Source organism: Curtobacterium citri, from assembly GCF_030362955.1.
Lineage (GTDB): Bacteria > Actinomycetota > Actinomycetes > Actinomycetales > Microbacteriaceae > Curtobacterium > Curtobacterium citri.
On record NZ_JAUCML010000012.1, the window covers coordinates 1 to 20,936 of the forward strand.

Below are 20,936 nucleotides of genomic sequence, written 5' to 3' on the forward strand. Positions count from 1 at the left end.
TCACCACCCTCGACCACACCCTCGGCCGAGAAGTCCCGGTCCTGGTCCACCTCACCGGCGGCACCCGCACCGCACTCGCACACACCACCCGCGTCCACTGACGCACACCACCACACCACCACCGCCGGGGACGACCCCGGCCCATCAGGGAGAGGAACCCACCATGGGACTCGACGACAAGATCAAGAACGCCGCCCAGGACATCGCGGGCAAGGCCAAGGAGGCCTTCGGCAACGCCACGAACGACGACTCGAAGGTCGCCGAGGGCAAGAAGGACCAGACCGCTGCGAGCGCGAAGCAGACCGGCGAGGACATCAAGGACGTCTTCAAGAACTAGCGGACCACGGCCGTCGCTCCCCCTGCGGGAGCGACGGCCCTGCTGTCCCGAGGAGGAAGCCATGCAGCACGATCCGAACGCACGGACCCAGGTGACCGAGGTCGACCTGCCGTCCGAGCTGACCACCCCGCTCCCCGACGACGCCGGGCCCCTGGTGGTCGCCGCCCGCACCGCGGCGGAGACGGCGCTCGGCGTGCCGGGTGTCCACCACCTGGGCAGCCTCGCGGCCCGCGCCGCCGACCGCGTCCGCTCCCAGCTCGGGCGGTCCGCCGGAGCACCCGGGGTGCAGGTGGACGACGCCGAGGACACCATCGACGTGACCGTGTCGGTCGTCGTCGAGTACCCGCGGAACGTGCGCGAGGTCGCCGCGGCGGTCCGCGACCAGGTGTCCGCGGCGGTCTCGCAGCTGGGCGACGGCAAGCCGACCACGGTCGACGTCCGCGTGCTCGACGTGCACGGGCCGTTCGACGACGAACCGTCGGCCATCGACCGCGCCACCGACGCCGTCGGGGCCGCCGCGAGCCGCACGAAGGACGCCGTGGCCGGTGCCGCGGAGGACGTCCGCGCGAGCGCCGCCGACGTCGCCGAGCGTGCACGGGACGCAGCGCAGGACGCCGCCGCCGCCACGCGTGAGGCCGCCGGCAAGGCGAAGGACGCAGCGGGTGACGCCGTCGACGCCACCCGCGCCACGACGGCCGACCTGGGCGACCGCGCCGCGGACGCGCTCGACACCGCACGCGCCGCGACCGCCGACGCCGTCGACGCCGCTCGGACCCGCACCGCCGACGCGGTGCACGACGCCCGGGCAGCGGCCTCCGACGCCGCGGACCACGCGGCGCGGAAGTCCTCGGAAGCAGGTGACGCGGCGCAGGACGCCGTCAGCGCCGCGAAGGACGCCGCAGCCGACGCGACCGCCGAGGTGCGCGACCGCGCGTCCGGTGCCGCTGCTGCCGCGACCGACGCGGCGGCCGAGGCCGGGGCAGCGGCGTCCGACGCCACCGACTCGGCGGTCACAGCGACGCAGGCCGCGACCGCCGATGCGAGCCCGGACGCGCACTCGGGTGCACCCACCGCGCACGACACCGGGTCGCCGGCCGAGGACGGCCGTGTCGCTGACGATCGTGTCGCTGACGAGCGCGTCGCCGACGCCCTCGACGACGCCGCGGACCGCATCGAGCACGCAGCCGACGTCGTCCGCGACGAGGCCGCCGCCCGCCAGCCGGACGGGGACGGCGGAGCCGCACGGTGATGACCGCGTGGGTGGGGCGGCGGGGCCCGTCCCGGCGGCCCCGCCCGCGCGGCGTCTGGGTCGCATCGGGCACCGGCATCGTGCTCGTGCTCGTCGTGGCCCTCGGCGCGTACCTGCCGCTCGTCGGCTTCCTCGGCGGGGTCACCGCCACGACCGCCGGGCTCGTGCCCTTCCCCGTCGTCCGCATCACCCTCGTGACGCTGCTCGGGGTCGTCGTGGTCGTCGCCCTGCTGCTGCTCGCCCTCACCCGCCGCCACACCGCGACGTCGGTGGTCGCCGTCGTGGTCGCGGTGCTGGTCAGCCTCGCCGTGACCGCCTACCCGGTGGTGACGATCGCTGTCGCCTCCGCCGACCGTGCCGGCGACGTCTGGCCGGTCGTGACCGAGCTCTGGCAGCGGTTCACCGGCTGACCACCACCGCCGGGACGGACGGGAGGTGCGGCGCCGGTCGGCACCGCGCCTCCCGTCCGCCCGTCCGCGCTCATCACGGATCGGTGACGGATCCGGCGCGTCGTGTCAGGATCCGCGCGCTGCCGACATCGTTCAGGTGGAGGGAGCACCGTGGACGACACCGCAGACGACGACACCGGCCTCGCACGGCGCCTCGCGACGGGGGACCGAGCAGTACTGGCGATCGCCTTCGATCGCTTCGCGCCGACGCTCACCCGGTACGCCTGGGCGATCGCGGGGGGCAAGCAGGACGTCGAGGAACTCGTGCAGGACACGTTCCTGACCCTCTGGCAGAAGGCCGACAGCGTGCAGCTGCCGACCGGGGAGCTGCTCCCCTGGCTGCTCGTGGTGTGCCGCGACCACGCCAGGAACCTGGCTCGGCGCAACGCGAAGCACGCCGGGGACGAGCTGCCCGAGGAACTCGCCGCGCCGGCCGGTCCGTCGGAGGGAGCGGACGGGCTCCGGTGGGTCCGTGACGAGATCGCGGCCCTGCCCGAGACCGACCGGCTGATCTGCGAGCTCTGCCTGGTTCGCGGGTACTCCTACGCCGAGGCCGCGCAGCGCCTCGGACTGAGCGTCGGTTCGGTGACGCAGCGCGTCTCCCGGTCCCGACGACGACTGCGCAAGGCGGTGACGCACGATGAACACTGAGCCCCCCGTGGGAGACGAGCTGCAGCGCATGCTCGTGTCGATGAAGCAGCACGTGCTGGAGCGCGCGGAGTCCCGGCCGCGTCGACGCCGTCTGACCGGCATCGCGATCGGCGTCGTGTCGGTCCTGCTCCTCGGCGCTGCCGGTGGCGGGGTCGCGCTCGGGCTCATCCCGACGTCGCTCACCGCGGAACCGACCCCGACGGCGACGAGCACTCCGGAGCAGACGGTCTCCGAGACGCCGTCCGGTGCGCCCGTCGTCGGACGCCCGACGCCGCGGCCCACGCCGACCTCGACGCCGACCTCCACCCGTGCGCCCTACTCGGTCGCGGACCCGTCCACCTGGACGATCTCGGGGAACGAGGTCGGTCCGATCGCCCTCGCGGCGCCGATCGCCGGGGAGCTGGACGACCTCGGGAGCGCCTACACGCGCGAGGTCGAGTACGCGTGCCCTGCTCCCGAGGTCACGAACTGGAACCGCCCGGACAGCCCTGGCCTGACGGTCATCGAGGGGGACGACGGGACCGTCAGTGCTGTCGCCATCGGTTCCGGCCCCGCCGGGGACGATCCCGGTCCGACCACCGCCGAGGGGTTCGGGACGGGCAGCACGGTCGAGGAACTACGCGCCGCCTACCCGGACCTGACGTTCGTCCCCTCGAGCTACGGTCCCGAACCGGACGGGCCCTCCGCCCAGTGGACGATCGAGCGGAACGGGTACCACGTCACCTTCGTGACCGGTGAGGACGGACGAACGGTCGGCATCGTCTGGGTCAGCTCGGTCGCGCAGGCTCCCCCGGAGTTCTGCGGCTGACCCCGGGCCGACGACATCGAGGCGAGGGACAGCGCGTGCAGCGCGGCGCGGGACAGCGGTCGCAGCCGCGTCAGCAGGTCGCCGCCGCCAAGCGGGCCAGGCCCTCGTCGACGGACACCGCCGGCGACCAGTGGAGGTCCCGCCGGGTGCGACGCTGGTCGAACCAGTGCGCCGTCGAGAGCTGCTCCGCGAGGAACCGCGTCATCGGCGGCTCGTCCGCCCCGGGCCGCACCCGCCACACGGCCTCGACGACCGAGCCGGCCACCCGGGCGAGCCCGGCGGGGACGTGCAGTCGGGGTGCCGGCACCCCGGACGCCGTGCAGATGCCGGCGAGCAGTTCGGCGACGGGTCGCGGCTCGCCGTTGGTCACGACGTAGGCGTTGCCGTGCACGGCGTCGTCAGCGGCGTGCTCGAGGGCCGCGACCATCGCCGAGGCGGCGTTGTCGACGAAGAGCGTGTCGATGAGCGCTGCGCCGGAGTCGAGCAGCGGCAGCCGTCCGGCCCGTGCACGCGCGACGATGCGGCCCACGAGCTGCGTGTCCCCGGGCCCCCACACCAGGTGCGGCCGGACCGCGACGACCGCGAACCCGGGCTCGTCGGCGGCCAGCGCCAGGAGCTCCGCGGCGGCCTTCGTCCGGGCGTAGTGCCCGCGCGCGGCCGTCGGTTCGGCGGGGTCCGCTCCTGCGCCCGAGAGCGACGAGCCGGTGTGCGCCACCGACGGCGACGAGACGAAGACGAACCGGCCGACGCGCGCGGTCCGCGCTGCGGCGAGCAGCGTGCGGGTGCCGTCGACGTTGACCCGGGCGAAGTCGGCCGGGTCGCCGGCGAGCGAGACCTTCGCGGCGAGGTGCACGACCGCGTCGACCCCGGCCACGGCCCGCTCGACCGCGGCGGCATCGGTCATGGTGCCGAGGGAGTCCTCCACCCCGTCGACGCCCGAGGGTCGGCGCTGGAACGTCCGGACGTCGTGCCCGGCGTCGCGCACGGCGGCGGCGGTCGCGCGGCCGAGGAACCCGCTCGCGCCGGTGACGAGCACCCTCACGGACGCACCATCCGCCCGCCGCCGAGCACCGTGGTCGCCCACCGCGACAGGCGTGCACGGTCGACCTTCGAGTTGTGCCGGACGTCGGTCGGCAGCACGGGGACGACGAGCACCGCCGCGACCGGCACGCCGGCTGCTGCACGCACCGCACGGGCCAGAGCGGCCGGTGCGAGTCCGGGATGACGCGCGGCCGGCACGGTCTCGACGACCGCCACGACCTGCTGCGTCCCACGCGGCCCGGTGCCCGCGATGCCGACGCGTCCGACGCCGGCCACCCGCTCGATCCGCTGCTCGGGACCGACGGGTGTCACGACGCCCTCCGCCGTGGTCACGACGTGCTGCAGCCGCCCCTCGATCCACAGGCGCCCCTCGGCGTCCAGGTGGCCGACGTCACCGGTCCGGTGCCCGCGCGGGTCGTCGACGCCCATGCGGGAGACCCGGTCCGTGCGCCAGAGACGGTCGTAGTGGTCGCGCACGTGCGGCGCCGCCACGACGACCTCGCCGGTGACCCCGGCGGCGTCGGTCGGGGCACCGCTCGGTGCACCGTCGTCGTCGAGCGGTGCGATCCGCACGCGGACGCCGGTGGCCGGGGCCCCGACGCAGATCCCCTGCTCGTCGACACCGTCGGTGGCTGCGGCACGCACCCCGTCGAGGTCGACGTCGGTCATGAGCAGCCCCTCGGTCATGCCGTAGGGGGTGTGGGCCGACGCGTTCGGCATGAGCGCGGTCGCCGCGGTCAGGAGCGACGCCGACACCGGCGCGCCGGCGGACAGGAACAGGCGGACCCGGCCGAGCGCCTCGCGGTCGCGGTCGGTCAGCGCCGACGAGGTCGCGACCACGTTCGCCAGGGCCGCGGGCGAGAGGAACACGACGGTCGCGTCGGCCGCGGCGACGGCGTCCGCCACCGCGCGGGCGGTCAGGGTCCGGGGTGCGGTGACGTCCATGTCGGGTGCGACCGAGCGAGCGCCGAGGGCGGGGCCGAGCAGGGCGAACGGCGCGAAGCCGGCGACCAGGCCCGTGCCGACACCGACGTCGTACTGCGCCGCCAGGACGTCACGCACCGCGGCGAGCTGCCCGTGCGTGTAGACGACGCCCTTCGCGGGGCCGGTCGACCCGGAGGTGAACAGGACGGCCGCGGGGACGTCCGGCGCTGGTGCGACGGGCAGGGCGGCCCCCGCGGCGAGCCGTCGGGCACCGCGACGAGCGACCTCGACGAGCGTGTGCTCGACACCGAGCGCCGCGCGCGCGACTGCCGGGAGCGCGAGGGTCGCGATGCGTCGGCCCGGCCACCCGAGGGCCCGAGCGGCACCGAGGCCCGGCAGCGCACCGATCACCCAGTCCGGACGCGCACCGCGGACGGCGCGGGTCAGGCCGCGCAGGCCCAGTCCGGCGTCCGCGACGACCACGACCGCACCGATCCGGACGCTCGCGTAGAGCGCGGCCGTCAGGTCCGCGCCGGGCGTGACGAGGAGCGAGACGCGGTCGCCCGGACGGACGCCGACGTCGAGCAACCCGGCGGCGACCTCGTCGACGCGTCGGGCCAGGAGTCGCCAGCTGATCGTCCGGGGACCGCCGGCGGCGGCCATCTCGATGAGCGCCGGCTCCTCCGAGTGGCGCAGCCCGTCGAGGGCGGCCCACAACGGGTGCGTTCCCTCCGCCTCAGCCTCGGCCTCGACGCGGTCCGGGAGGCGCGAGTCGTCCCCGCGGGTCGTCGTCCCGTCCGGCAGGCGGTCGCCCAGCCAGTCGAGCACCGTCCCGGCGACGTCGGCGTCGTCGGGCAGCAGGTGGCCGGCACCCTCGAAGCGGTGGACGTCGGCGTGCGGCAGCCGGTCGACCAGGTCGTCGAGGTACCGCTCCAGGAACACCGGGTCGCGCGGCCCCCACATCACGAGCGCGGGCACCTCGAGCGCGGCGACGCCGGCGGCGATCCGGTCGAGCTCGGCCGCGCTGGGGTGGGACGCGTCGACCGGGATGTCCGCGACGAAGCCCCCGATGCCGCCGCGACGAGCCGCACCGCGGTAGGGCGCGCGGTAGGCGTCGGCGGTCGCGCGGTCGAGCCGCGGGTGGGCGATCGCGAGGGTCGTCTCGAGGAACGCCGGCGTCACGACCGTCCCGCGGCCGAGCACCTCCGGGCGCAGCGCGAGCCGGAGGGGTGCCGGGATCGGGGCGTCGTCGGGCTGGTGCACAGCGGTGTTGCACGTCGCGACACCGACCACGAGGTCCGGGTGGTCGACCGCCCAACCGAGCGACACCACGCCGCCCCAGTCGTGCCCGAGGGTCACGACGGGGCCGGTGAGTCCGAGTTCGTCGGTCAGGGCGCCGAGGTCGCGCACCCGGTCGGCCAGGAGGTGCTGGTCGGCGGTGCGCTCCGAGAAGCCCATGTCGAGCTGGTCGACGGCGACCACGCGCCAAGCCGGGCCTCCCGCCCGGGCGGCATCGAGCGTGCGGGCCGCGACGGACCGCCAGAGGTACGACCAGGTCGGGTTGCCGTGCACGCAGAGCAGGGTGCCGACCGGGGTGACGCCGAGCGCCTCGAGGGAGCCGGCCGTGTCGAGGAGGTGCCAGGTTCGCGCGGGGCGAGCCGCGCCTCCCGGCCGACTGTCGTCACCACCCGGAACGGTGACCAGTCGCGACCATGCCGGGTCGAGTCCGGGCAGGGGCGGCGGGAGCGTCGCCGGAGCCGTGCTGGCGGCGACGCGCGGGAGGCCGGACCTCACCAGCGCAGTTCCATCATCGCCGTGTTGATGCCCGAGCCGACGCCGCCCAGGAACACGCGGTCGCCGCGGGTGATGCCGCCGCGGGCGACCTCGTCGGCCAGGGTGATCGGGATCGACGCCGGACCGACGTTGCCGAAGCGCTGGTAGGTCGTCGGGACCTTGTCGCGCGGGACACCGATCGCCTCGACGAAGGCGTTCGTGTGCACGTCGGAGACCTGGTGCAGGACGTAGCGGTCCATGTCCGCCCAGTCGAAGTGCGCGCGGGCCTCGTTCCAGGCCGCGACGACGAGCTCCATGCCGCCCTTGAGCAGCATCTTCGCGTCCGTGAACATGCCGTCGACGCTGCCGACGCAGAGGTCGTACCACTGCGTCGCCGCACGGGTGACGCCGCCGACGATGCGGTGCCCCTCGGGGTGGACGTCGCTCGGGCCGAGCACGGCGGCCGCGGCACCCGACCCGAGGGTCAGGCTCGCGAACTCGCTCATGAAGTCCTTGCGGTTCCGGCCGCCCTGGTTCAGGCGGTCGATCGTGTTGAGCTGCACCTGGTCGGCGTCCTCGCCGTCCACGACGAGCGCGTACTTGATCTGCCCGGAGTCGATCATGCCCGCGGCGACGCTCATGGCGTTGACGAACCCGAGGCAGGCGTTGGCGATGTCGAAGTTGATCGCCGACGTCGGCAGCCCGAGACCGTGGTGCAGGCGGACCGCGACCGAGGGCTCGAGGTGCGGACGGGTGACGGAGGTGTTGATGAGGAGCCCGATCTCCTCCGGACGCACCCCGGCCTCGGCCATCGCCCGACGGCCCGCGTCGATCGCGGCGTCCTGGAAGGTCTGCCCCTCGCCCCAGTTGCGGCGCTCGGTCACACCCGCGACCCGCTCGAGCAGGCCCATCGGCAGGCGGAGCCGACGGAGGGCCCCACGGAGGCGCTCCTCGATGTCGGCGGACGTCGTGACACGCTCGGCGGTGGTGGTCGCCACCGACAGCAGCGACACGTTCTGGTGCTTCGCCGTGGCGTTGCCGGGGCGCTCCGGTTCGCTGCTCGTCGCCTGGTCGACCGGCCGTTCCGTCATGATCGTCACCGACACATACTTCCGCATCCGACCTGGGTGCGCGATCCGGGTGCGCTGGGCGGCACCGGTCAGGCGTCCTTCGGGAGCTTGCGGACCTTCGATCGGCGTCGCCGCCGGTCCGGGATCATCGACCGCATCTCCTCGAGCTTGCCGAAGCAGAGCAGGCGGTCGCTGGCCTGCAGTTCGACGCCGCTGCGCGGGTTCGGGATCACGGACGCGCCGCGGTGCAGGGTCAGCACGGTGATGTCCCGGTCCCAGAGGCCGGACTCCTTGATGGTCCTGCCGACGAGGTCGGCGTTCGTGTGCACGAGCAGCTCGGCGACGCCGTACCCGGTCGAGACGCTGAGGCGCTGCCGGACGTCGATCTCCGGGAACGCGACCTGGTTGCCGATGAAGTCGATGATCGCGCCGGCGACGTCGAGTCCCGTGGCGCGCTCGATGCCCTCGAGACCGGGCGACGAGTTGACCTCCATGACGAGGGGACCGTCGTTGCCCTCGAGCATGTCGACGCCGGCGACGCGCAGGCCCATGATCTGCGCCGAGCGGACCGCCGCCTCCTCGTACTCGGGCGTCAGCGTGACCTTCTCGACGGTGCCGCCGCGGTGGACGTTCGAGCGGAACTCGTCGCCGCTGGCGCTCCGGCGCATCGCGGCCACCACGCGGTCGCCGACGACGAGCGCGCGGATGTCCTTCCCGCGGCTCTCCGAGATGAACGACTGGATGAGCACGTTCTGCTTCGTCGAGTGCAGGGTCTCGACGATCGACTCGGCGACCTTCGCCTCGGGCGCGAGGATCACGCCGATGCCCTGGGTGCCCTCGAGCAGCTTGATGACGACGGGGGCGCCACCGACCCGGTCGATCGCCCCGCGCACGTCCGCGCGGCTGTTGACGAACGTCGTCGCCGGCATGCCGATGTGGTGCCGGGACAGGATCTGGTTCGCCCGGAGCTTGTCGCGCGAGTTCGTGATGCCCGTCGCGGTGTTCGGCGTGTAGACGTCCATCTGCTCGAACTGCCGGACGACCGCGGTGCCGTAGTACGTGATCGAGTTGCCGATGCGCGGGAGCACGGCGTCGTAGTCGCTGAGGAGCTTGCCGCGGTAGAGCAGGTCGGGCTCGTCGGCGGTCAGGTCGATGGCGAACCGCAGGGTGTTCAGCACCTTGACGTCGTGCCCGCGGTCGATCGCCGCCGCGCGGAGACGCTGCGTCGAGTACGCGTGCGGGGCGCGCGACAGGATGGCGAGTTTCATCGGGGTGCTCCACGGGTTCGAGGACGACGACGGCGACGTCCCATCCAAGCATGCGACAGGATGGGGCCATGGCCCGGAACACGACGATCGCAGGTTGGCGTGAGTGGGCTGCCCTGCCCGGGCTGGACCTGCCGTGGATCAAGGTGAAGCTCGACACGGGCGCACGCAGCTCGGCGCTCCACGCCTTCGACCTCGAGGAGCTGCCCGGCGACCGGGTGCGGTTCTCGGTGCACCCGTGGCAGGACACCGACGCCGACGCGGTCACGCACGAGTGCGCCGTGCACGACCGACGCACCGTCCGGAGCTCGACCGGGCACACCCAGGAGCGGATCGTCGTCCTCACGCCGATCACCCTGGCCGGTCGCACGATCGACGCCGAGGTCACGCTGAGCAACCGCGACCAGATGGGCTTCCGCATGCTCGTCGGCCGCGAGGCGCTGCGGCAGGGGTTCCTGGTCGACCCCGCGCGGTCGTTCCTGGCCGGGCGGGCGCCGAAGGAGATCCGGCGGCGCAACCGCGGTCGCGCCTGAGCGGTCGCGCCTGCACGGCGGTGGCTCGGCGGTCCCGGCTCGTCGATGACGCCGCGTGACGCCACCCGTACCGGCGGCGCGCCGCGGTGCCTACGCTCACCCCACCGGCGCCGTCGCCGGATGCGTCCCGGACCCGAGGAGAACGACGTGACCGACCAGACCATCGCCCGCCAGGTGGACGAGTTCAACGCGGGCTTCACCGCGCAGATCGGCCCGGAGCTGTCCGCGGTCTTCGACGGTGAGCAGGCCGACCTGCGCGCCGCGGGCGTGCCCGACGGGGTCGTCGCGGTCGGCGACGAAGCACCCGACGCCCCGCTCGTCACCCCGACGGGCTCCGCGACCTCGTTGGCGGACGTCCGCGGTGACGCCCCCACCGTCCTCGTCTTCTACCGCGGCGCCTGGTGCCCCTACTGCAACATCACGCTGCGCACCTACCAGCAGGAACTCCTGCCGGCCCTGCGGGAGCGCGGGGTGCAGCTCGTCGCCGTGTCGCCCCAGACGCCGGAGGCGGCCGAGCAGTCGATCGCGAACGGCGAGCTCGCCTTCCCGGTGCTGACCGACCCCGAGAACGTGCTGGCGGGCCGCTTCGGCATCGTCACCGCGCCGAGCGACGCCGCCCGCGGTGCGCACACCCGGCTCGGCTTCGACGTCGCCGACAGCAACGCGGACGACACCGCGGCGATCCCGTTCCCGTCCGTGTTCGTCATCGACGCCGCGGGCACGGTCCGGTTCGCGGACGTGCACGTCGACTACACGACCCGGACCGAGGTCGCCGAGGTGCTCGCCGCCGTCGACGAGCAGCTCGCTCCGGCGAGCTGACCCCGCCTGCGAGGCGCGGGCAGGTCCGACGGGAGGCCCGCCCGGGGTGACGCGCGTGCGTCACCCCGGGCGGGCCTCCCGTCCGTCCACGGCTCGCTCAGGCGGTCAGGTGTCGACCCAGGAACGCGATCTGGTCCGGCGCCGTCCGGCGCCAGTAGGCGCGGTCGTGGCCGCCGGGCTCGAGGCCGCCGGCCGGGGCGACGCGGAAACCCTGTCGGTAGGCCCGCACCGCGGGCTCGAAGCCGTCCCCGGTGCCGCAGTCGACCCGCACCGCGATCCCGTCGAGTGCGCGCTGCCGACCGAGCACGGTGTTCGTCCGGAAGTCCGCCGCGTCGTCGAACGCACCGCGGGCGGTGTCCCCGGCGGTCGTCCAGAGGGCCGGGCTGAGCGCTGCGACGACCCGGACGCGCTCGGCGCCGAGCACGCCGCCGAGGTGCAGTGCGCCGTAGCCGCCCATCGAGTTGCCGGTCAGGCCGAGCCGCGTGGTGTCGAGGCCGCGATCACCCAGGAGCGGCAGGAACTCGTCGACGACCATCGACGCCGGGTCGTCCCCGTCGGCACGGCGGTGCCAGTACCGGTTGCCCCCGTCGACCGCCGCGACGGCGAACGGCGCGCCCCCGCTGCGCAGGTGCGCGGCGAGGAAGCGGTCGTACCCGAGCGCGTTCCCGGAGAAGGTGCGGTGGTCGCCGCCGTACCCGTGCAGGGCGACCGCGACGGGCAGCGGCGTCGCCGAGGGCGGCGCGGCGATCGTCCAGCCCACCGTCCGACCGCCCCGTGCCGCGGAGACGAACGTGCCCGAGGTCGAGGGCACCGGTGGCACGTCCGGGATCCTGCCGGCGGGACCGTCGAGGCCGAGCACGCGGTACATCGTCGACCGACCGGGGAGGAGCCGCTGGTCGACCGCCTCGAACGCCCCACCGGCCAGGAGCAGCGAGCCGCCGGCGGCGAGGAGCGCGCGACGGGTGATCGTCGTGGCGCGGGACGGGGTCGGCACGTGCTCATCGTGTCGGACGGGAGGGGTGCTCCGCTGCGGATCCGCCCGGACGGAGCCGCGGGAACCCTCAGGGAAGGAGCGCCTCCGCGACCGCGCGGGCGGTCGCGGAGTCGGCACCCGGGTCGCGGAGTCGCATCGCGAGCGATCCCGACACGACGAGCAGCAGCTGTGCGGCGAGCGCCGGAGCGCCGTCGCCGACGAGCGGGCGGGCCGCCTCGGTGAGCCGCCGTCGGAGCGTGTCGGTCTCGCGGTCGAGGACGGTGCGGAGCTCCTGCGGGGCGTCCACGTACTCGGCCGCGGTGCCGAGGAAGGCGCACCAGCGCGAGCCCGACGGGGTGGACCGGAAGGCGTCGAGCGCGTCGAACACGGCGAGCAACCGTGCGCGGTCGTCCGTCGCCCGCTCGACCGCACGGTCCCAGGCCGCGGTCCACTCGTCGTGGCGGCGGTCGAGGGCCGCGGCCACGAGGGCCTCCTTGCTCGGGTACCCCCGGTAGAGCGTGGCCGACGACACCCCCGCGCGCTCGAGGACGGCGTCGATCGGGGTCGCCGCGATCCCCCGGGTGAAGAAGAGCTCCTCGGCGGCGTCGAGCACCCGCTGCTCGGTCCCTGGACGCATCACCACGCAGCCAGCCTAGGGTCGTGGAAGTGAAACGATCGTTTTCGTTGCCGGACCGCGTCCTGCTCGCCGCCGGACTCGGACTCGTCGCCGCGACCTACGGTCTCGTGCGCCTGGCGTACGGGCTGTTCCTGCCCGACGTGCAGCACGACCTCGGGTTCGGCGCGGACGTCGGTGGCGCGGTGTCGTCCGGTGCCTCCGTCGTCTACTGCGTCGGTGCCGTGGGGGGCTCCGTGCTCGCGGCACGGGCGGCGCGGTGGCTCGTCGTCGCCGCGACCGTCACCGCCGGCGTCGGGGCGCTCGTGATGGCATCGAGCCCGACGACCGCGGTGTTCGGGACCGCCGCGGTCGGCGCCTCGGCCGGGGCGGGCCTGGCGTCACCGGCGATGGTGCAGCTCGTGACCGACCGCATCCCGGCGGACCGTCGCGGGCGGGCGCAGGCGGTCGTGAACTCGGGGACCGGGCCGGGACTCGTCGCGGCCGGGGTCCTCGCCCTCGTGCTGCTGCCGGACTGGCGCACCGCATGGGCGGTGGCCGGCGCCCTCACGCTCGCCGTCGGCGCCGTGCTGTTCCTCGCCGCGGGCCGTCCGGAGCGCGGCGGGACCCCGGCGCTCCCCGGGAGGTCGTGGTTCGTCGCGCAGACGGTCCCGGTCGTCGTCGCGCTGCTCTTCGGCGCGGGGTCGGCCGTCGTCTGGACCTACGGCCGATCGACGCTGGTCGACGCCGGGGTCCCGACGACGGCGACGGTCGTCGCGTGGATCGCGCTCGGTGTCGGTGGTTCGACGGTCGCCGCGACGGCGCGGTGGACGAGTGCGATGGCACCTCGACGTCAGTGGGTGCTGACGACGACCGTGGCCGCGGGGGCGGTGCTCGCGCTCGGGCTCCTGCCGGGGTCGGTCGAGGTCACACTCGCGTCCTGCGCCCTGTTCGGCTGGGGGTACACCGCGGCGACCGGCGCGCTGATCGCCTGGACCGCGGCGATCGATCCCGAGCAGGTCGCAGCGGGCACCTCGGTCCTGTTCGTCGTGCTCGTCGCCGGGCAGGCCGTCGGCGCCGCGGTGGCCGGGGTGCTCGTCGGGACGGTCGGGACGACCACGACGTTCGTCGCCGCGGGCGTGCTCGTCGCGGTGTCGTCGGGGCTCTCGCTCCACACCGGGGACCTGCGGACGGCGGTCGCCACCCGCTAGCGTGGACCGCATGGGGCGGACGACGGAGGAGTGGTCGAGGCTGCCCGTCGGGCGCCGTGAGCACCGGCAGGACGCCCTGCTCGCACTCGTCCTCGGCGTCGGCCTCGCACTGACGACGACGCTGTACGGCGCCGCCGGGGTCTACGGTGACGAGCAGGCAGCGTGGTGGGTCTCCGCGCTCATGGTGGTCGCGAACGCCGCACCGATCGCGTTCCGCCGCCGCTGGCCGATGACGGTCGCCGTCGTGTCCGCGCTGGCCTTCACGGCGACGCAGCTGCTCCACGTGCCCGAGATCGTCCTCGTCAACTTCACCCTCTTCATCGCGCTCTACACGGTCGGCGCGTGGTGCTCGGACCGCGTCCGTTCCGAGGTCGTCCGCTGGGTCGTGATCGGCGGCATGTTCGCCTGGCTCTTCCTCGCCATCTCGTTCGGGTGGTCGGTGCCGAGCGCCCTGCCGAACGACGACGACGCACTCATCCCGCCCTACGTCGCGTACTCGCTCGTCAACGTCCTCATCAACGTCCTGTACTTCGGCGGCGCCTGGTACGCCGGCAACCGGGCGTGGTCGGCCGCCCTCGCCAAGCACGAGCTGGCGGAGCGCACGGACGAGCTCGCGGCGGAGCGAGAGCGGACGGCGGCCCAGGCCGTGACGCTCGAGCGTGTCCGGATCGCCCGCGAACTGCACGACGTCGTCGCGCACCACGTCTCGCTGATGGGCGTGCAGGCCGGCGCCGCCCGACGGGTGGTCGACCGCGACCCCGCGCAGGCGACGGTGTCGCTCGGCGTGGTCGAGGACAGCGCCCGGACGGCGGTCGAGGAACTGCGGCGGATGCTCGGCACCCTGCGCGAGGACGACCGGACCACGGGCGGAGCGGGCCCGTCGGACACGGCGCCCAGCACCGCCGGACTCGGACGGATGCCGGAGCTCGTCGAGGCGGCCCGCACCGCCGGCCACGGTGCCGGGTACGTCGTGGTCGGCGCGGAGCGTCCGGTCCCGCCGACCGTCGGGGCCGTCGCCTTCCGGATCGCGCAGGAGGCCGTCACGAACGTCCTCAAGCACGCCGGGCCGACGGCGCGGGCCGACCTGCGGCTGCGGTACCTCGACGACGGCATCGAGGTCGAGGTCGCCGACGACGGGCACGGTGCCGGGGCGGCGCGCGACACGAGCGGCAGCGGACTCGGGCACGTCGGCATGCGCGAACGCGTGGCCGCGGTCGGTGGCCGGATCGAGATCGGGCCACGCGCCCGGGGAGGGTTCCTGGTGCGGGCATGGCTGCCGACGACCTGACGATCGTGCTCGCCGACGACCAGGACCTGGTCCGGGCCGGCTTCCGCGTCATCCTCGAGTCCGAACCCGGCTTCCGGGTGGTCGGCGAGGCCGCGGACGGAGCCGCCGCAGTCGAGGCAGTCGTCGCCCTCCGACCCGACGTCGTCTGCCTCGACGTGCAGATGCCCGGCGTCGACGGGCTCGAGGCCGCGCGGCGGGTCGGTGCGCTCCCGGAGCCGCCGGCCGTCCTGGTGCTGACCACCTTCGACGACGACGGCGCGCTCTTCGCGGCGCTCGAGGCAGGGGCGAGCGGCTTCCTGCTCAAGAACGCCTCCCCCGAACGGCTGATCGACGCCGTCCGCACCGTCGCGGCCGGGGACGCCCTGCTCGCCCCGGACGTCACCCGACGGGTCATCAGCCGTGCGACCGCCGGCCACGGCCCCGGCTGTCCGACCAGCGGCTCCACCGGGGCGCCGTCGGGCGGCGAGCCCGTGACCGCCGGTGTGGACCCCGTCGCCGCGGCGGGCCTGACGGAGCGGGAGGCCGAGGTGCTCCGGCTGCTCGCCCGGGGGCTGAGCAACGCCGAGATCGCCCGCGAGCTCTTCGTGGGCGAGGCCACCGTGAAGACCCACGTGTCGAACGTCCTGCAGAAGACCGGGGTCCGGGACCGGATCCAGGCGGTCGTCTGGGCCTTCGAGCGCGGCGTCGCCTCCGCGAGCTGACGGAGCCCGCTCCCCCGTGCGGTGGAGTCGGGGCGTCGGGAAGTCCCGCCTCCCGCCGGAGGTGGGCCGCGCCTCCCGGCCCGTAGCGTCGAGACGTCGGCGAGGACCGCCGGCGGAAGGGGAACGGGCGATGCTCACCATCGAAGGGGTCACGAAGCACTTCGGCGACCGCCGGGTGCTCGACGACGTGGGGTTCACGGTCGGCAGCGGTCGGTTGACCGGGTTCGTCGGCGGCAACGGCGCCGGCAAGACGACGACCATGCGGATCCTGCTCGGCGTCCTGCAGGCCGATGCCGGTCGCGTGTCGATCGACGGCACCGAGGTCGGTCCGGCCGACCGTCGGCGGTTCGGCTACATGCCCGAGGAACGCGGGCTGTACCCGAAGATGCCGGTCGCCGAGCAGATCACCTACCTCGCGCGCCTCCACGGCGTCGACAAGCGGACCGCCGGTCAGCGCACGACCGCGCTGCTCGAGCGTCTCGACCTGGGCCAGCACGCCGGCGACGCCGTCGAGAAGCTCTCGCTCGGCAACCAGCAGCGCGTGCAGGTGGCCGCGGCGCTCGTGCACGACCCCGAGGTGCTCGTGCTCGACGAGCCGTTCTCGGGCCTCGACCCGATGGCCGTCGACACGGTGCTCGGCGTCCTCCGCGAACACGCCGCCAAGGGTGTCCCGGTGCTCTTCTCGAGCCACCAGCTCGACGTCGTCGAACGGCTCTGCGACGACGTGGTCGTGATCGCCGACGGCACCATCCGCGCCGCCGGGCCGCAGGAGGAACTCCGCCGGAACGCCGGACCGGCCGCGTGGGAGCTCCTCGTCGACGGCGACGTCGCCTGGCTCCGCGACGAGGCCGGTGTCACCGTCCGCGAGTTCGACGGCGGGTACGCCGTGTTCGAGGCCGACGACCACACCGCGCAGCGTGTCCTGCAGCGCGCCGTCCAGCACGGCACCGTGGGGTCCTTCGCCCCGCGGGTCCCCCGTCTCAGCGAGGTCTTCCGGGAGGTCGTCCGATGACCAGCCACTTCGTCGACGCCGTCCGGCTCGTCACCGTCCGCGAGATCCAGGCGCGGGTCCGCAGCAAGGCCTTCGTCGTCTCGGCCGCCATCCTGGTGCTGGCCGTCGTCGCGTCCGTCGTGATCGCCGGCATCGTCGGCAAGGCGACCGCGGACGACACCACGCCCGTCGCGGTGGTCGACGGCGTCTCGCTCCGCTCCGACGACGGCTTGTCGGTCACCCCGACCCAGACCGTCGCGCAGGCCGAACGCCTTGTGCGCAGCGGTGACGTCGACGCCGCGATCGTGCCGTCGGACGACGCGATCGGCTACGAGGTCGTCGGTCTCGAGGACGCCCCGACCGACGTCGTCCAGGCCCTCAGCGTCGCGCCCAGGGTGGAGCTCCTGGAGCCCGGCGCCCTGTCGGCGGGTCTGGTGTCCGCCATCGGCATCCTGTTCGGTGTCGTCTTCTTCACCTCAGCGGTGACCTTCGGATCGTCGATCGCACAGAGCGTCGTCGAGGAGAAGTCGACACGGGTCGTGGAGATCCTGATGGCCGCGATCCCCGCGCGGGCCCTGCTCGCCGGGAAGGTGCTCGGCAGCAGCATCATGGCCTTCGCGCAGATCATCGCGATCGCGATCGCCGGCGCCGTGGCACTCGCCGTGACCGGGCAGACGAACTTCTTCTCGATGCTCGGACCGAGCGTGCTCTGGTTCGTCGGCTTCTTCGCCGTCGGGTTCGTGCTCATCGCCGCGCTGTTCGCCGCGTCCGCCGTGCTGGTCTCCCGCCAGGAGGACGTCGGCAGCGTGACGATGCCGGTCATGCTGCTCGTGATGATCCCGTACATCCTGATCGTCTCGGCGGCGGACAACGAGACGATCGTGGGGATCATGTCGTACGTCCCGTTCAGTGCGCCGATCGGGATGCCGATGCGGATCTTCCTCGGGACCGCCGAGTGGTGGGAGCCGATCCTGTCGCTCGTGGTCGTCGCCGCGTCGGTCGTCGTCGTGGTCGCCGTGGGTGCGCGCATCTACGAGAACGCGCTGCTGCGGACCGGCGGGCGGGTGAAGCTGGCGGAGGCGATCCGGGGTTGACACCGCCGGACGGACGAGCGGACGGATGGGAGGCGCGGTGCCGGCTGGCACCGCGCCTCCCGTCCGTGTGTGGGCGGGGCGGGCGCGGGGCGCGCCGCACGCCGCTCGGCACGTCGCGCCACGGGATCGCGTGGCGCGACGTGCCTCCGGTTGCGCGGGAGCGACCCGCGTTGCGCGGCCGCCAGCGCCCGATCCCGCTCCCGCTCCCGCGTCAGAGCTGCCCGAAGGCCGCCTGCACCCCGAGACTCGTGACCGCGACGAGCACCCAGAGCGCGATGCCGAGCAGCATCGGCCGGAACCCGGCACGGCGCAGCGCCGCGAAGTCCGTCGAGACCCCGACCGCGGCGAGCGCCACCGTGATGAGGAAGGTGGCCGCGGTGGAGAACGCCGGGGCCACCGACGCCGGCAGGACCCCGACGGTCCGGAGCAGCACCACGACGAGGAAGCCGACCAGGAACCACGGCACCAACCGGAACACGCGGACGCCCCCGGCGCGACCCGAGCCGTCGACGGAGGCGGGCTGCGAGCGGGCGGTGCGGCGGGCCTCCAGACCGGCGAGCCCGACGACGATCGGGATGATCATGAGGGTCCGGACCAGCTTGACGACGACCGCGGTGTCGGTCGCCTGGCGCCCGTAGATCGTGGCCGTGGCCACGACGGAAGAGGTGTCGTTCACGGCGGTGCCGGCGAAGACGCCGAAGGCGTGCTGCGACAGCCCGAGGGCGTGGCCGACCAGGGGGAAGACGAAGACGGCGGCGATGTTGCAGAGGAAGATCGTCGACAGGGCGTAGGCGACCTCGGCGCTGGCGGCACCGACCACGGGCGTGACCGCTGCGATCGCCGAGGCGCCGCAGATCCCGGTCCCGACGCCGATGAGCGTGCGGAGCGTGCTCGAGACCCGGAGCAGCCGTCCGATCCCCCACGCGGCGACCAGGCACACCACGAGGGTGGTCAGCATCACGGGGAGGGTCTCGCCGCCGATGCGCAGGACCTCGCCGATCGAGAGCTGCGCCCCGAGCAGGACGACCGCGGCCTGCAGCACCCGGCTCGACGCGAACTTCACGCCCGGCTGGAGCCCGCCGAGGTCCGCCGCACCGCCGTCCTCCTGCCGCCGACGCCGCACGAGCCACCCGACCACCGCCCCGAGCAGGACGGCCGGCACCGGTCCGCCCACGACGGGGACGGCGCGGCCGACCAGGGTCGCGGCGAGGCCGATCACGACGGCGAGCGCGACACCGGGCAGGGCGGCGACGACCGCCGGGCGGGACAGGGGCATGACGACCAGCATCCCACCGCGGTGCGTCCAGGGGGCACGGGCAGGATGGCGCGGTGCAGGTCGAGTCGTCCCCGTGGGTGCAGCGGCTGCGGGACGGGGTGGTCCCGCCGCTCCGGCCGTTCGTGCTCGGAGCCGTGGGTCTGCTCGCCCTCTCGGTCGGCGTGCTGGTGGTCGAGGCGCTGCACGCGGACGCGATCGCGTCCTTCGGTCGGGTCTCGGTCGTCGTCATCGTGCCGTTGCTCGGTGCGGTGTCCTGCGTCGTCGTGCCGATCAGCGCGTGGCGGGACACCCGACAGGACCGGCGAGCCCTCGCTCACGCCCACCGACAGGGGCAGCCGGCGTTCCACCTGCCGGTCAGCGCACGCGGCATCAGCGCACCGCAGGACCTGCCCGACCGGCGGATCACCCTGTTCACCGTCGACGGCTCGGGGCTGCTCGGTTGGACCGCCGTCTCGCCCGACCCGGTGATGACCATCCCGTGGTCGAGCATCGAGCGGATCGACCTGGCGACGAAGGACGACCGCGGCCGTCGCGTGGACTACGGGCTCTGGCTCACGACGACCGACGGGGCGGTGGTGCTGCAGCCGCGGTCCGCCCTCGGGCGGCCGTTCGAGGCGGGCCAGCCGAAGCTCGACACGCTCCGACGGGTGCTGCGGTCCCTGCGCCCCTGAACCGTCAGGGTCCGCCCTCGGCCGTCAGGGCGTCGGCGGGACGTCGCCGGTCATCTCGACGCGACCGGCGCCGTCGTCCCACGTGTAGGTCGCCGTCGCGCGACCGGTCGGGTCGGCGTTGCTGTCCGCGGGCATCGCGTAGCGGTACTCGACCCGGAGGGCGTCCGGCGCGGTGCGCGTGACACCCGGCACGAAGGCGTACTGCTCCTTCGTCGCGGTGCCGAGGTAGGTGCCGTCGTGGAAGAGCAGGACCGCGACCGGCGAGCTGGCGGTGGCGTCGACCACCGAGACCGTCACCGCCGAGAGCGCGGCGCACCCGTCGTACGCCGTGGTGTCGGCACGGGACGCGTCCCACCGAGCGCCCTCGAGCCCGGCCGGCACCGGCAGGTCGGCGATCGGTCCCGCAGCCGCAGCGGCACCGTCGGCGGGACCGCACGTCGGGGTGGACGACGGGGTCGTCGACGGGGTGGACGACGACCCCGCTCCGGTCGCGGACGTCGGCGAGGCCGCCACGGTCCGCGTCACGGTGGCGGTCGGGTCGGAGCCGGCACCACCGGTGCACCCGGCGAGGGCGACGGTGCCGGCGACCGCGAGGACGAGGAGACCGGTGGTGCGGACGGTGCTGGTGGTGCGCATGGGACCAGGATGCTCGCCGCGCTCTCCGGATGTCCGTCCACCGGGCGCACCGTGCCCTGGATGGACACCCGGGCGAGGCGTACCATGCAGCCGGAAGCAAGGGCGGTTCCAGTCATTCCCCGACGCCCTGACACCCGAGGGCCCGGGTCGAGCAGACCAGATCAGAGCACGCCGTGACCGAACACCTCATCGAGTACGTCGCCCGCGACCGCACGGGCATCACCGCCGTCGTCACCACGACCGGCGTCGTCGACGTCGACACCGTCATCGACCACATCCACGCGGGCCACGCCGGATACTACGTCGCCGCCGACTCGTGGAAGCGCACCCCCGTGCGGAGCATGTCGTTCATCGGCGGCTCGTACCTCTTCGCGAACTGGGACGGGTCGAAGCGGAACATGCTGCACGACCTCGCGTTCCGGATGCCGACGCGCGCCGTGCAGGTCGTCGACCGGCCGGAACGTGGGGGTCGGCTCGGGCGCGCGCTGCGCGCGCTGTTCACCCGGGCGGCCTGACACCGGGCTGGACCACGGAACGGACGGGAGGCCCGGTGCCAGCTGGCA

Annotated in this window: 22 protein-coding genes; 14 read left to right on the forward strand and 8 right to left on the reverse strand. The window is 74.3% G+C overall.

Going from position 1 to position 20,936, the window contains the following annotated elements:
• Positions 1-163 precede the first annotated feature (163 nt).
• The 5 genes from QUG92_RS15100 to QUG92_RS15120 all read left to right on the forward strand — a co-directional run bounded on the left by QUG92_RS15100 (position 164) and on the right by QUG92_RS15120 (position 3,494).
• The gene (locus QUG92_RS15100; RefSeq protein WP_069712982.1) at positions 164-337 is read left to right on the forward strand and encodes a CsbD family protein; all 174 of its coding nucleotides are present in this window, start codon (positions 164-166) and stop codon (positions 335-337) included.
• 61 nt (positions 338-398) lie between these two features.
• Positions 399-1,586: an Asp23/Gls24 family envelope stress response protein gene (locus tag QUG92_RS15105; RefSeq protein ID WP_289459783.1), complete on the forward strand. Its 1,188-nt coding sequence runs from the start codon at positions 399-401 to the stop codon at positions 1,584-1,586.
• Positions 1,586-1,996, forward strand: coding sequence for an MFS transporter permease (locus tag QUG92_RS15110; protein WP_289459784.1), 411 nt, complete (start codon positions 1,586-1,588; stop codon positions 1,994-1,996). Before QUG92_RS15105 ends, QUG92_RS15110 begins: the two co-directional genes overlap by 1 nt.
• A 150-nt stretch (positions 1,997-2,146) precedes the next feature.
• Positions 2,147-2,686, forward strand: coding sequence for an RNA polymerase sigma factor (locus QUG92_RS15115; protein WP_289459785.1), 540 nt, complete (start codon positions 2,147-2,149; stop codon positions 2,684-2,686).
• The gene (locus QUG92_RS15120) at positions 2,676-3,494 is read left to right on the forward strand and encodes a hypothetical protein (RefSeq protein WP_289459787.1); all 819 of its coding nucleotides are present in this window, start codon (positions 2,676-2,678) and stop codon (positions 3,492-3,494) included. The genes QUG92_RS15115 and QUG92_RS15120 overlap by 11 nt, the downstream gene beginning before the upstream one ends.
• A gap of 70 nt (positions 3,495-3,564) precedes the next feature.
• On the opposite strand, the gene QUG92_RS15125 is transcribed toward QUG92_RS15120, so the two are convergent.
• The 4 genes from QUG92_RS15125 to rimK form a co-directional block, all read right to left on the reverse strand.
• On the reverse strand, positions 3,565-4,536 hold the full coding sequence (locus QUG92_RS15125; protein WP_289459789.1) for an NAD-dependent epimerase/dehydratase family protein: 972 nt from the start codon (positions 4,534-4,536) through the stop codon (positions 3,565-3,567).
• On the reverse strand, positions 4,533-7,253 hold the full coding sequence (locus tag QUG92_RS15130) for an alpha/beta fold hydrolase (protein WP_289459791.1): 2,721 nt from the start codon (positions 7,251-7,253) through the stop codon (positions 4,533-4,535). Before QUG92_RS15130 ends, QUG92_RS15125 begins: the two co-directional genes overlap by 4 nt.
• Positions 7,250-8,323 (reverse strand): 3-oxoacyl-ACP synthase III, encoded by a 1,074-nt coding sequence (locus tag QUG92_RS15135; protein WP_069713038.1) that lies wholly within the window; start codon positions 8,321-8,323, stop codon positions 7,250-7,252. Before QUG92_RS15135 ends, QUG92_RS15130 begins: the two co-directional genes overlap by 4 nt.
• 68 nt (positions 8,324-8,391) lie before the next feature.
• On the reverse strand, positions 8,392-9,570 hold the full coding sequence (gene rimK, locus QUG92_RS15140; RefSeq protein WP_182046210.1) for a 30S ribosomal protein S6--L-glutamate ligase: 1,179 nt from the start codon (positions 9,568-9,570) through the stop codon (positions 8,392-8,394).
• Between the two features lie 68 nt (positions 9,571-9,638).
• Between rimK and QUG92_RS15145 the strand changes: the two genes are divergently transcribed.
• A complete protein-coding gene (locus QUG92_RS15145) occupies positions 9,639-10,100 on the forward strand; it encodes an ATP-dependent zinc protease family protein (protein WP_069712975.1) in 462 nt (153 codons plus the stop codon).
• A 147-nt stretch (positions 10,101-10,247) separates the two neighbouring features.
• Complete coding sequence (locus QUG92_RS15150; RefSeq protein WP_289459792.1) at positions 10,248-10,919, forward strand: peroxiredoxin-like family protein; 672 nt, start codon at positions 10,248-10,250, stop codon at positions 10,917-10,919.
• Between the two features lie 97 nt (positions 10,920-11,016).
• Here QUG92_RS15150 and QUG92_RS15155 read toward each other — a convergent pair whose 3' ends face one another.
• Positions 11,017-11,913 carry an alpha/beta hydrolase gene (locus tag QUG92_RS15155; protein ID WP_289459793.1) on the reverse strand — a complete coding sequence of 299 codons (897 nt, stop codon included), beginning with the start codon at positions 11,911-11,913 and terminating at the stop codon, positions 11,017-11,019.
• Positions 11,914-11,980: 67 nt separating this feature from the next.
• Entirely contained in the window at positions 11,981-12,529 is a 549-nt protein-coding gene (locus QUG92_RS15160; RefSeq protein WP_289459868.1) for a TetR/AcrR family transcriptional regulator, read from the reverse strand.
• A 29-nt stretch (positions 12,530-12,558) separates the two neighbouring features.
• On the opposite strand from QUG92_RS15160, the gene QUG92_RS15165 reads away from it, so the two are divergent.
• The 5 genes from QUG92_RS15165 to QUG92_RS15185 all read left to right on the forward strand — a co-directional run bounded on the left by QUG92_RS15165 (position 12,559) and on the right by QUG92_RS15185 (position 17,790).
• On the forward strand, positions 12,559-13,716 hold the full coding sequence (locus tag QUG92_RS15165) for an MFS transporter (RefSeq protein WP_289459794.1): 1,158 nt from the start codon (positions 12,559-12,561) through the stop codon (positions 13,714-13,716).
• Positions 13,717-13,726: 10 nt separating this feature from the next.
• Entirely contained in the window at positions 13,727-15,004 is a 1,278-nt protein-coding gene (locus QUG92_RS15170) for a sensor histidine kinase (RefSeq protein WP_289459795.1), read from the forward strand.
• Positions 14,986-15,705 (forward strand): response regulator, encoded by a 720-nt coding sequence (locus QUG92_RS15175; RefSeq protein WP_289459796.1) that lies wholly within the window; start codon positions 14,986-14,988, stop codon positions 15,703-15,705. Before QUG92_RS15170 ends, QUG92_RS15175 begins: the two co-directional genes overlap by 19 nt.
• 130 nt (positions 15,706-15,835) lie before the next feature.
• Positions 15,836-16,717 (forward strand): ABC transporter ATP-binding protein, encoded by an 882-nt coding sequence (locus QUG92_RS15180; RefSeq protein WP_069712970.1) that lies wholly within the window; start codon positions 15,836-15,838, stop codon positions 16,715-16,717.
• Positions 16,714-17,790 carry an ABC transporter permease gene (locus QUG92_RS15185; RefSeq protein WP_289459797.1) on the forward strand — a complete coding sequence of 359 codons (1,077 nt, stop codon included), beginning with the start codon at positions 16,714-16,716 and terminating at the stop codon, positions 17,788-17,790. The genes QUG92_RS15180 and QUG92_RS15185 overlap by 4 nt, the downstream gene beginning before the upstream one ends.
• Positions 17,791-18,001: 211 nt before the next feature.
• Here QUG92_RS15185 and QUG92_RS15190 read toward each other — a convergent pair whose 3' ends face one another.
• The gene (locus QUG92_RS15190; RefSeq protein ID WP_289459798.1) at positions 18,002-19,066 is read right to left on the reverse strand and encodes a YeiH family protein; all 1,065 of its coding nucleotides are present in this window, start codon (positions 19,064-19,066) and stop codon (positions 18,002-18,004) included.
• Positions 19,067-19,119: 53 nt separating this feature from the next.
• Between QUG92_RS15190 and QUG92_RS15195 the strand changes: the two genes are divergently transcribed.
• Positions 19,120-19,737: a hypothetical protein gene (locus QUG92_RS15195; RefSeq protein WP_289459800.1), complete on the forward strand. Its 618-nt coding sequence runs from the start codon at positions 19,120-19,122 to the stop codon at positions 19,735-19,737.
• 24 nt (positions 19,738-19,761) lie between these two features.
• Here QUG92_RS15195 and QUG92_RS15200 read toward each other — a convergent pair whose 3' ends face one another.
• Positions 19,762-20,373: an LppP/LprE family lipoprotein gene (locus QUG92_RS15200; RefSeq protein ID WP_289459801.1), complete on the reverse strand. Its 612-nt coding sequence runs from the start codon at positions 20,371-20,373 to the stop codon at positions 19,762-19,764.
• Between the two features lie 173 nt (positions 20,374-20,546).
• Here QUG92_RS15200 and QUG92_RS15205 point away from each other — a divergent pair, with 173 nt between their 5' ends.
• Positions 20,547-20,888 (forward strand): hypothetical protein, encoded by a 342-nt coding sequence (locus QUG92_RS15205; RefSeq protein WP_182046220.1) that lies wholly within the window; start codon positions 20,547-20,549, stop codon positions 20,886-20,888.
• The last annotated feature ends 48 nt before the right edge of the window (positions 20,889-20,936 follow it).

Coding starts and splice junctions, on each gene's coding strand:
- rimK (WP_182046210.1), bottom strand. CDS start 9,570: ATGAAACTCGCCATCCTGTCGCGCGCCCCGCACGCGTACTCGACGCAG.
- QUG92_RS15100 (WP_069712982.1), top strand. CDS start 164: ATGGGACTCGACGACAAGATCAAGAACGCCGCCCAGGACATCGCGGGC.
- QUG92_RS15190 (WP_289459798.1), bottom strand. CDS start 19,066: ATGCCCCTGTCCCGCCCGGCGGTCGTCGCCGCCCTGCCCGGTGTCGCG.
- QUG92_RS15185 (WP_289459797.1), top strand. CDS start 16,714: ATGACCAGCCACTTCGTCGACGCCGTCCGGCTCGTCACCGTCCGCGAG.
- QUG92_RS15110 (WP_289459784.1), top strand. CDS start 1,586: ATGACCGCGTGGGTGGGGCGGCGGGGCCCGTCCCGGCGGCCCCGCCCG.
- QUG92_RS15105 (WP_289459783.1), top strand. CDS start 399: ATGCAGCACGATCCGAACGCACGGACCCAGGTGACCGAGGTCGACCTG.
- QUG92_RS15120 (WP_289459787.1), top strand. CDS start 2,676: ATGAACACTGAGCCCCCCGTGGGAGACGAGCTGCAGCGCATGCTCGTG.
- QUG92_RS15175 (WP_289459796.1), top strand. CDS start 14,986: ATGGCTGCCGACGACCTGACGATCGTGCTCGCCGACGACCAGGACCTG.
- QUG92_RS15180 (WP_069712970.1), top strand. CDS start 15,836: ATGCTCACCATCGAAGGGGTCACGAAGCACTTCGGCGACCGCCGGGTG.
- QUG92_RS15170 (WP_289459795.1), top strand. CDS start 13,727: ATGGGGCGGACGACGGAGGAGTGGTCGAGGCTGCCCGTCGGGCGCCGT.
- QUG92_RS15135 (WP_069713038.1), bottom strand. CDS start 8,323: ATGACGGAACGGCCGGTCGACCAGGCGACGAGCAGCGAACCGGAGCGC.
- QUG92_RS15160 (WP_289459868.1), bottom strand. CDS start 12,529: ATGCGTCCAGGGACCGAGCAGCGGGTGCTCGACGCCGCCGAGGAGCTC.
- QUG92_RS15200 (WP_289459801.1), bottom strand. CDS start 20,373: ATGCGCACCACCAGCACCGTCCGCACCACCGGTCTCCTCGTCCTCGCG.
- QUG92_RS15145 (WP_069712975.1), top strand. CDS start 9,639: ATGGCCCGGAACACGACGATCGCAGGTTGGCGTGAGTGGGCTGCCCTG.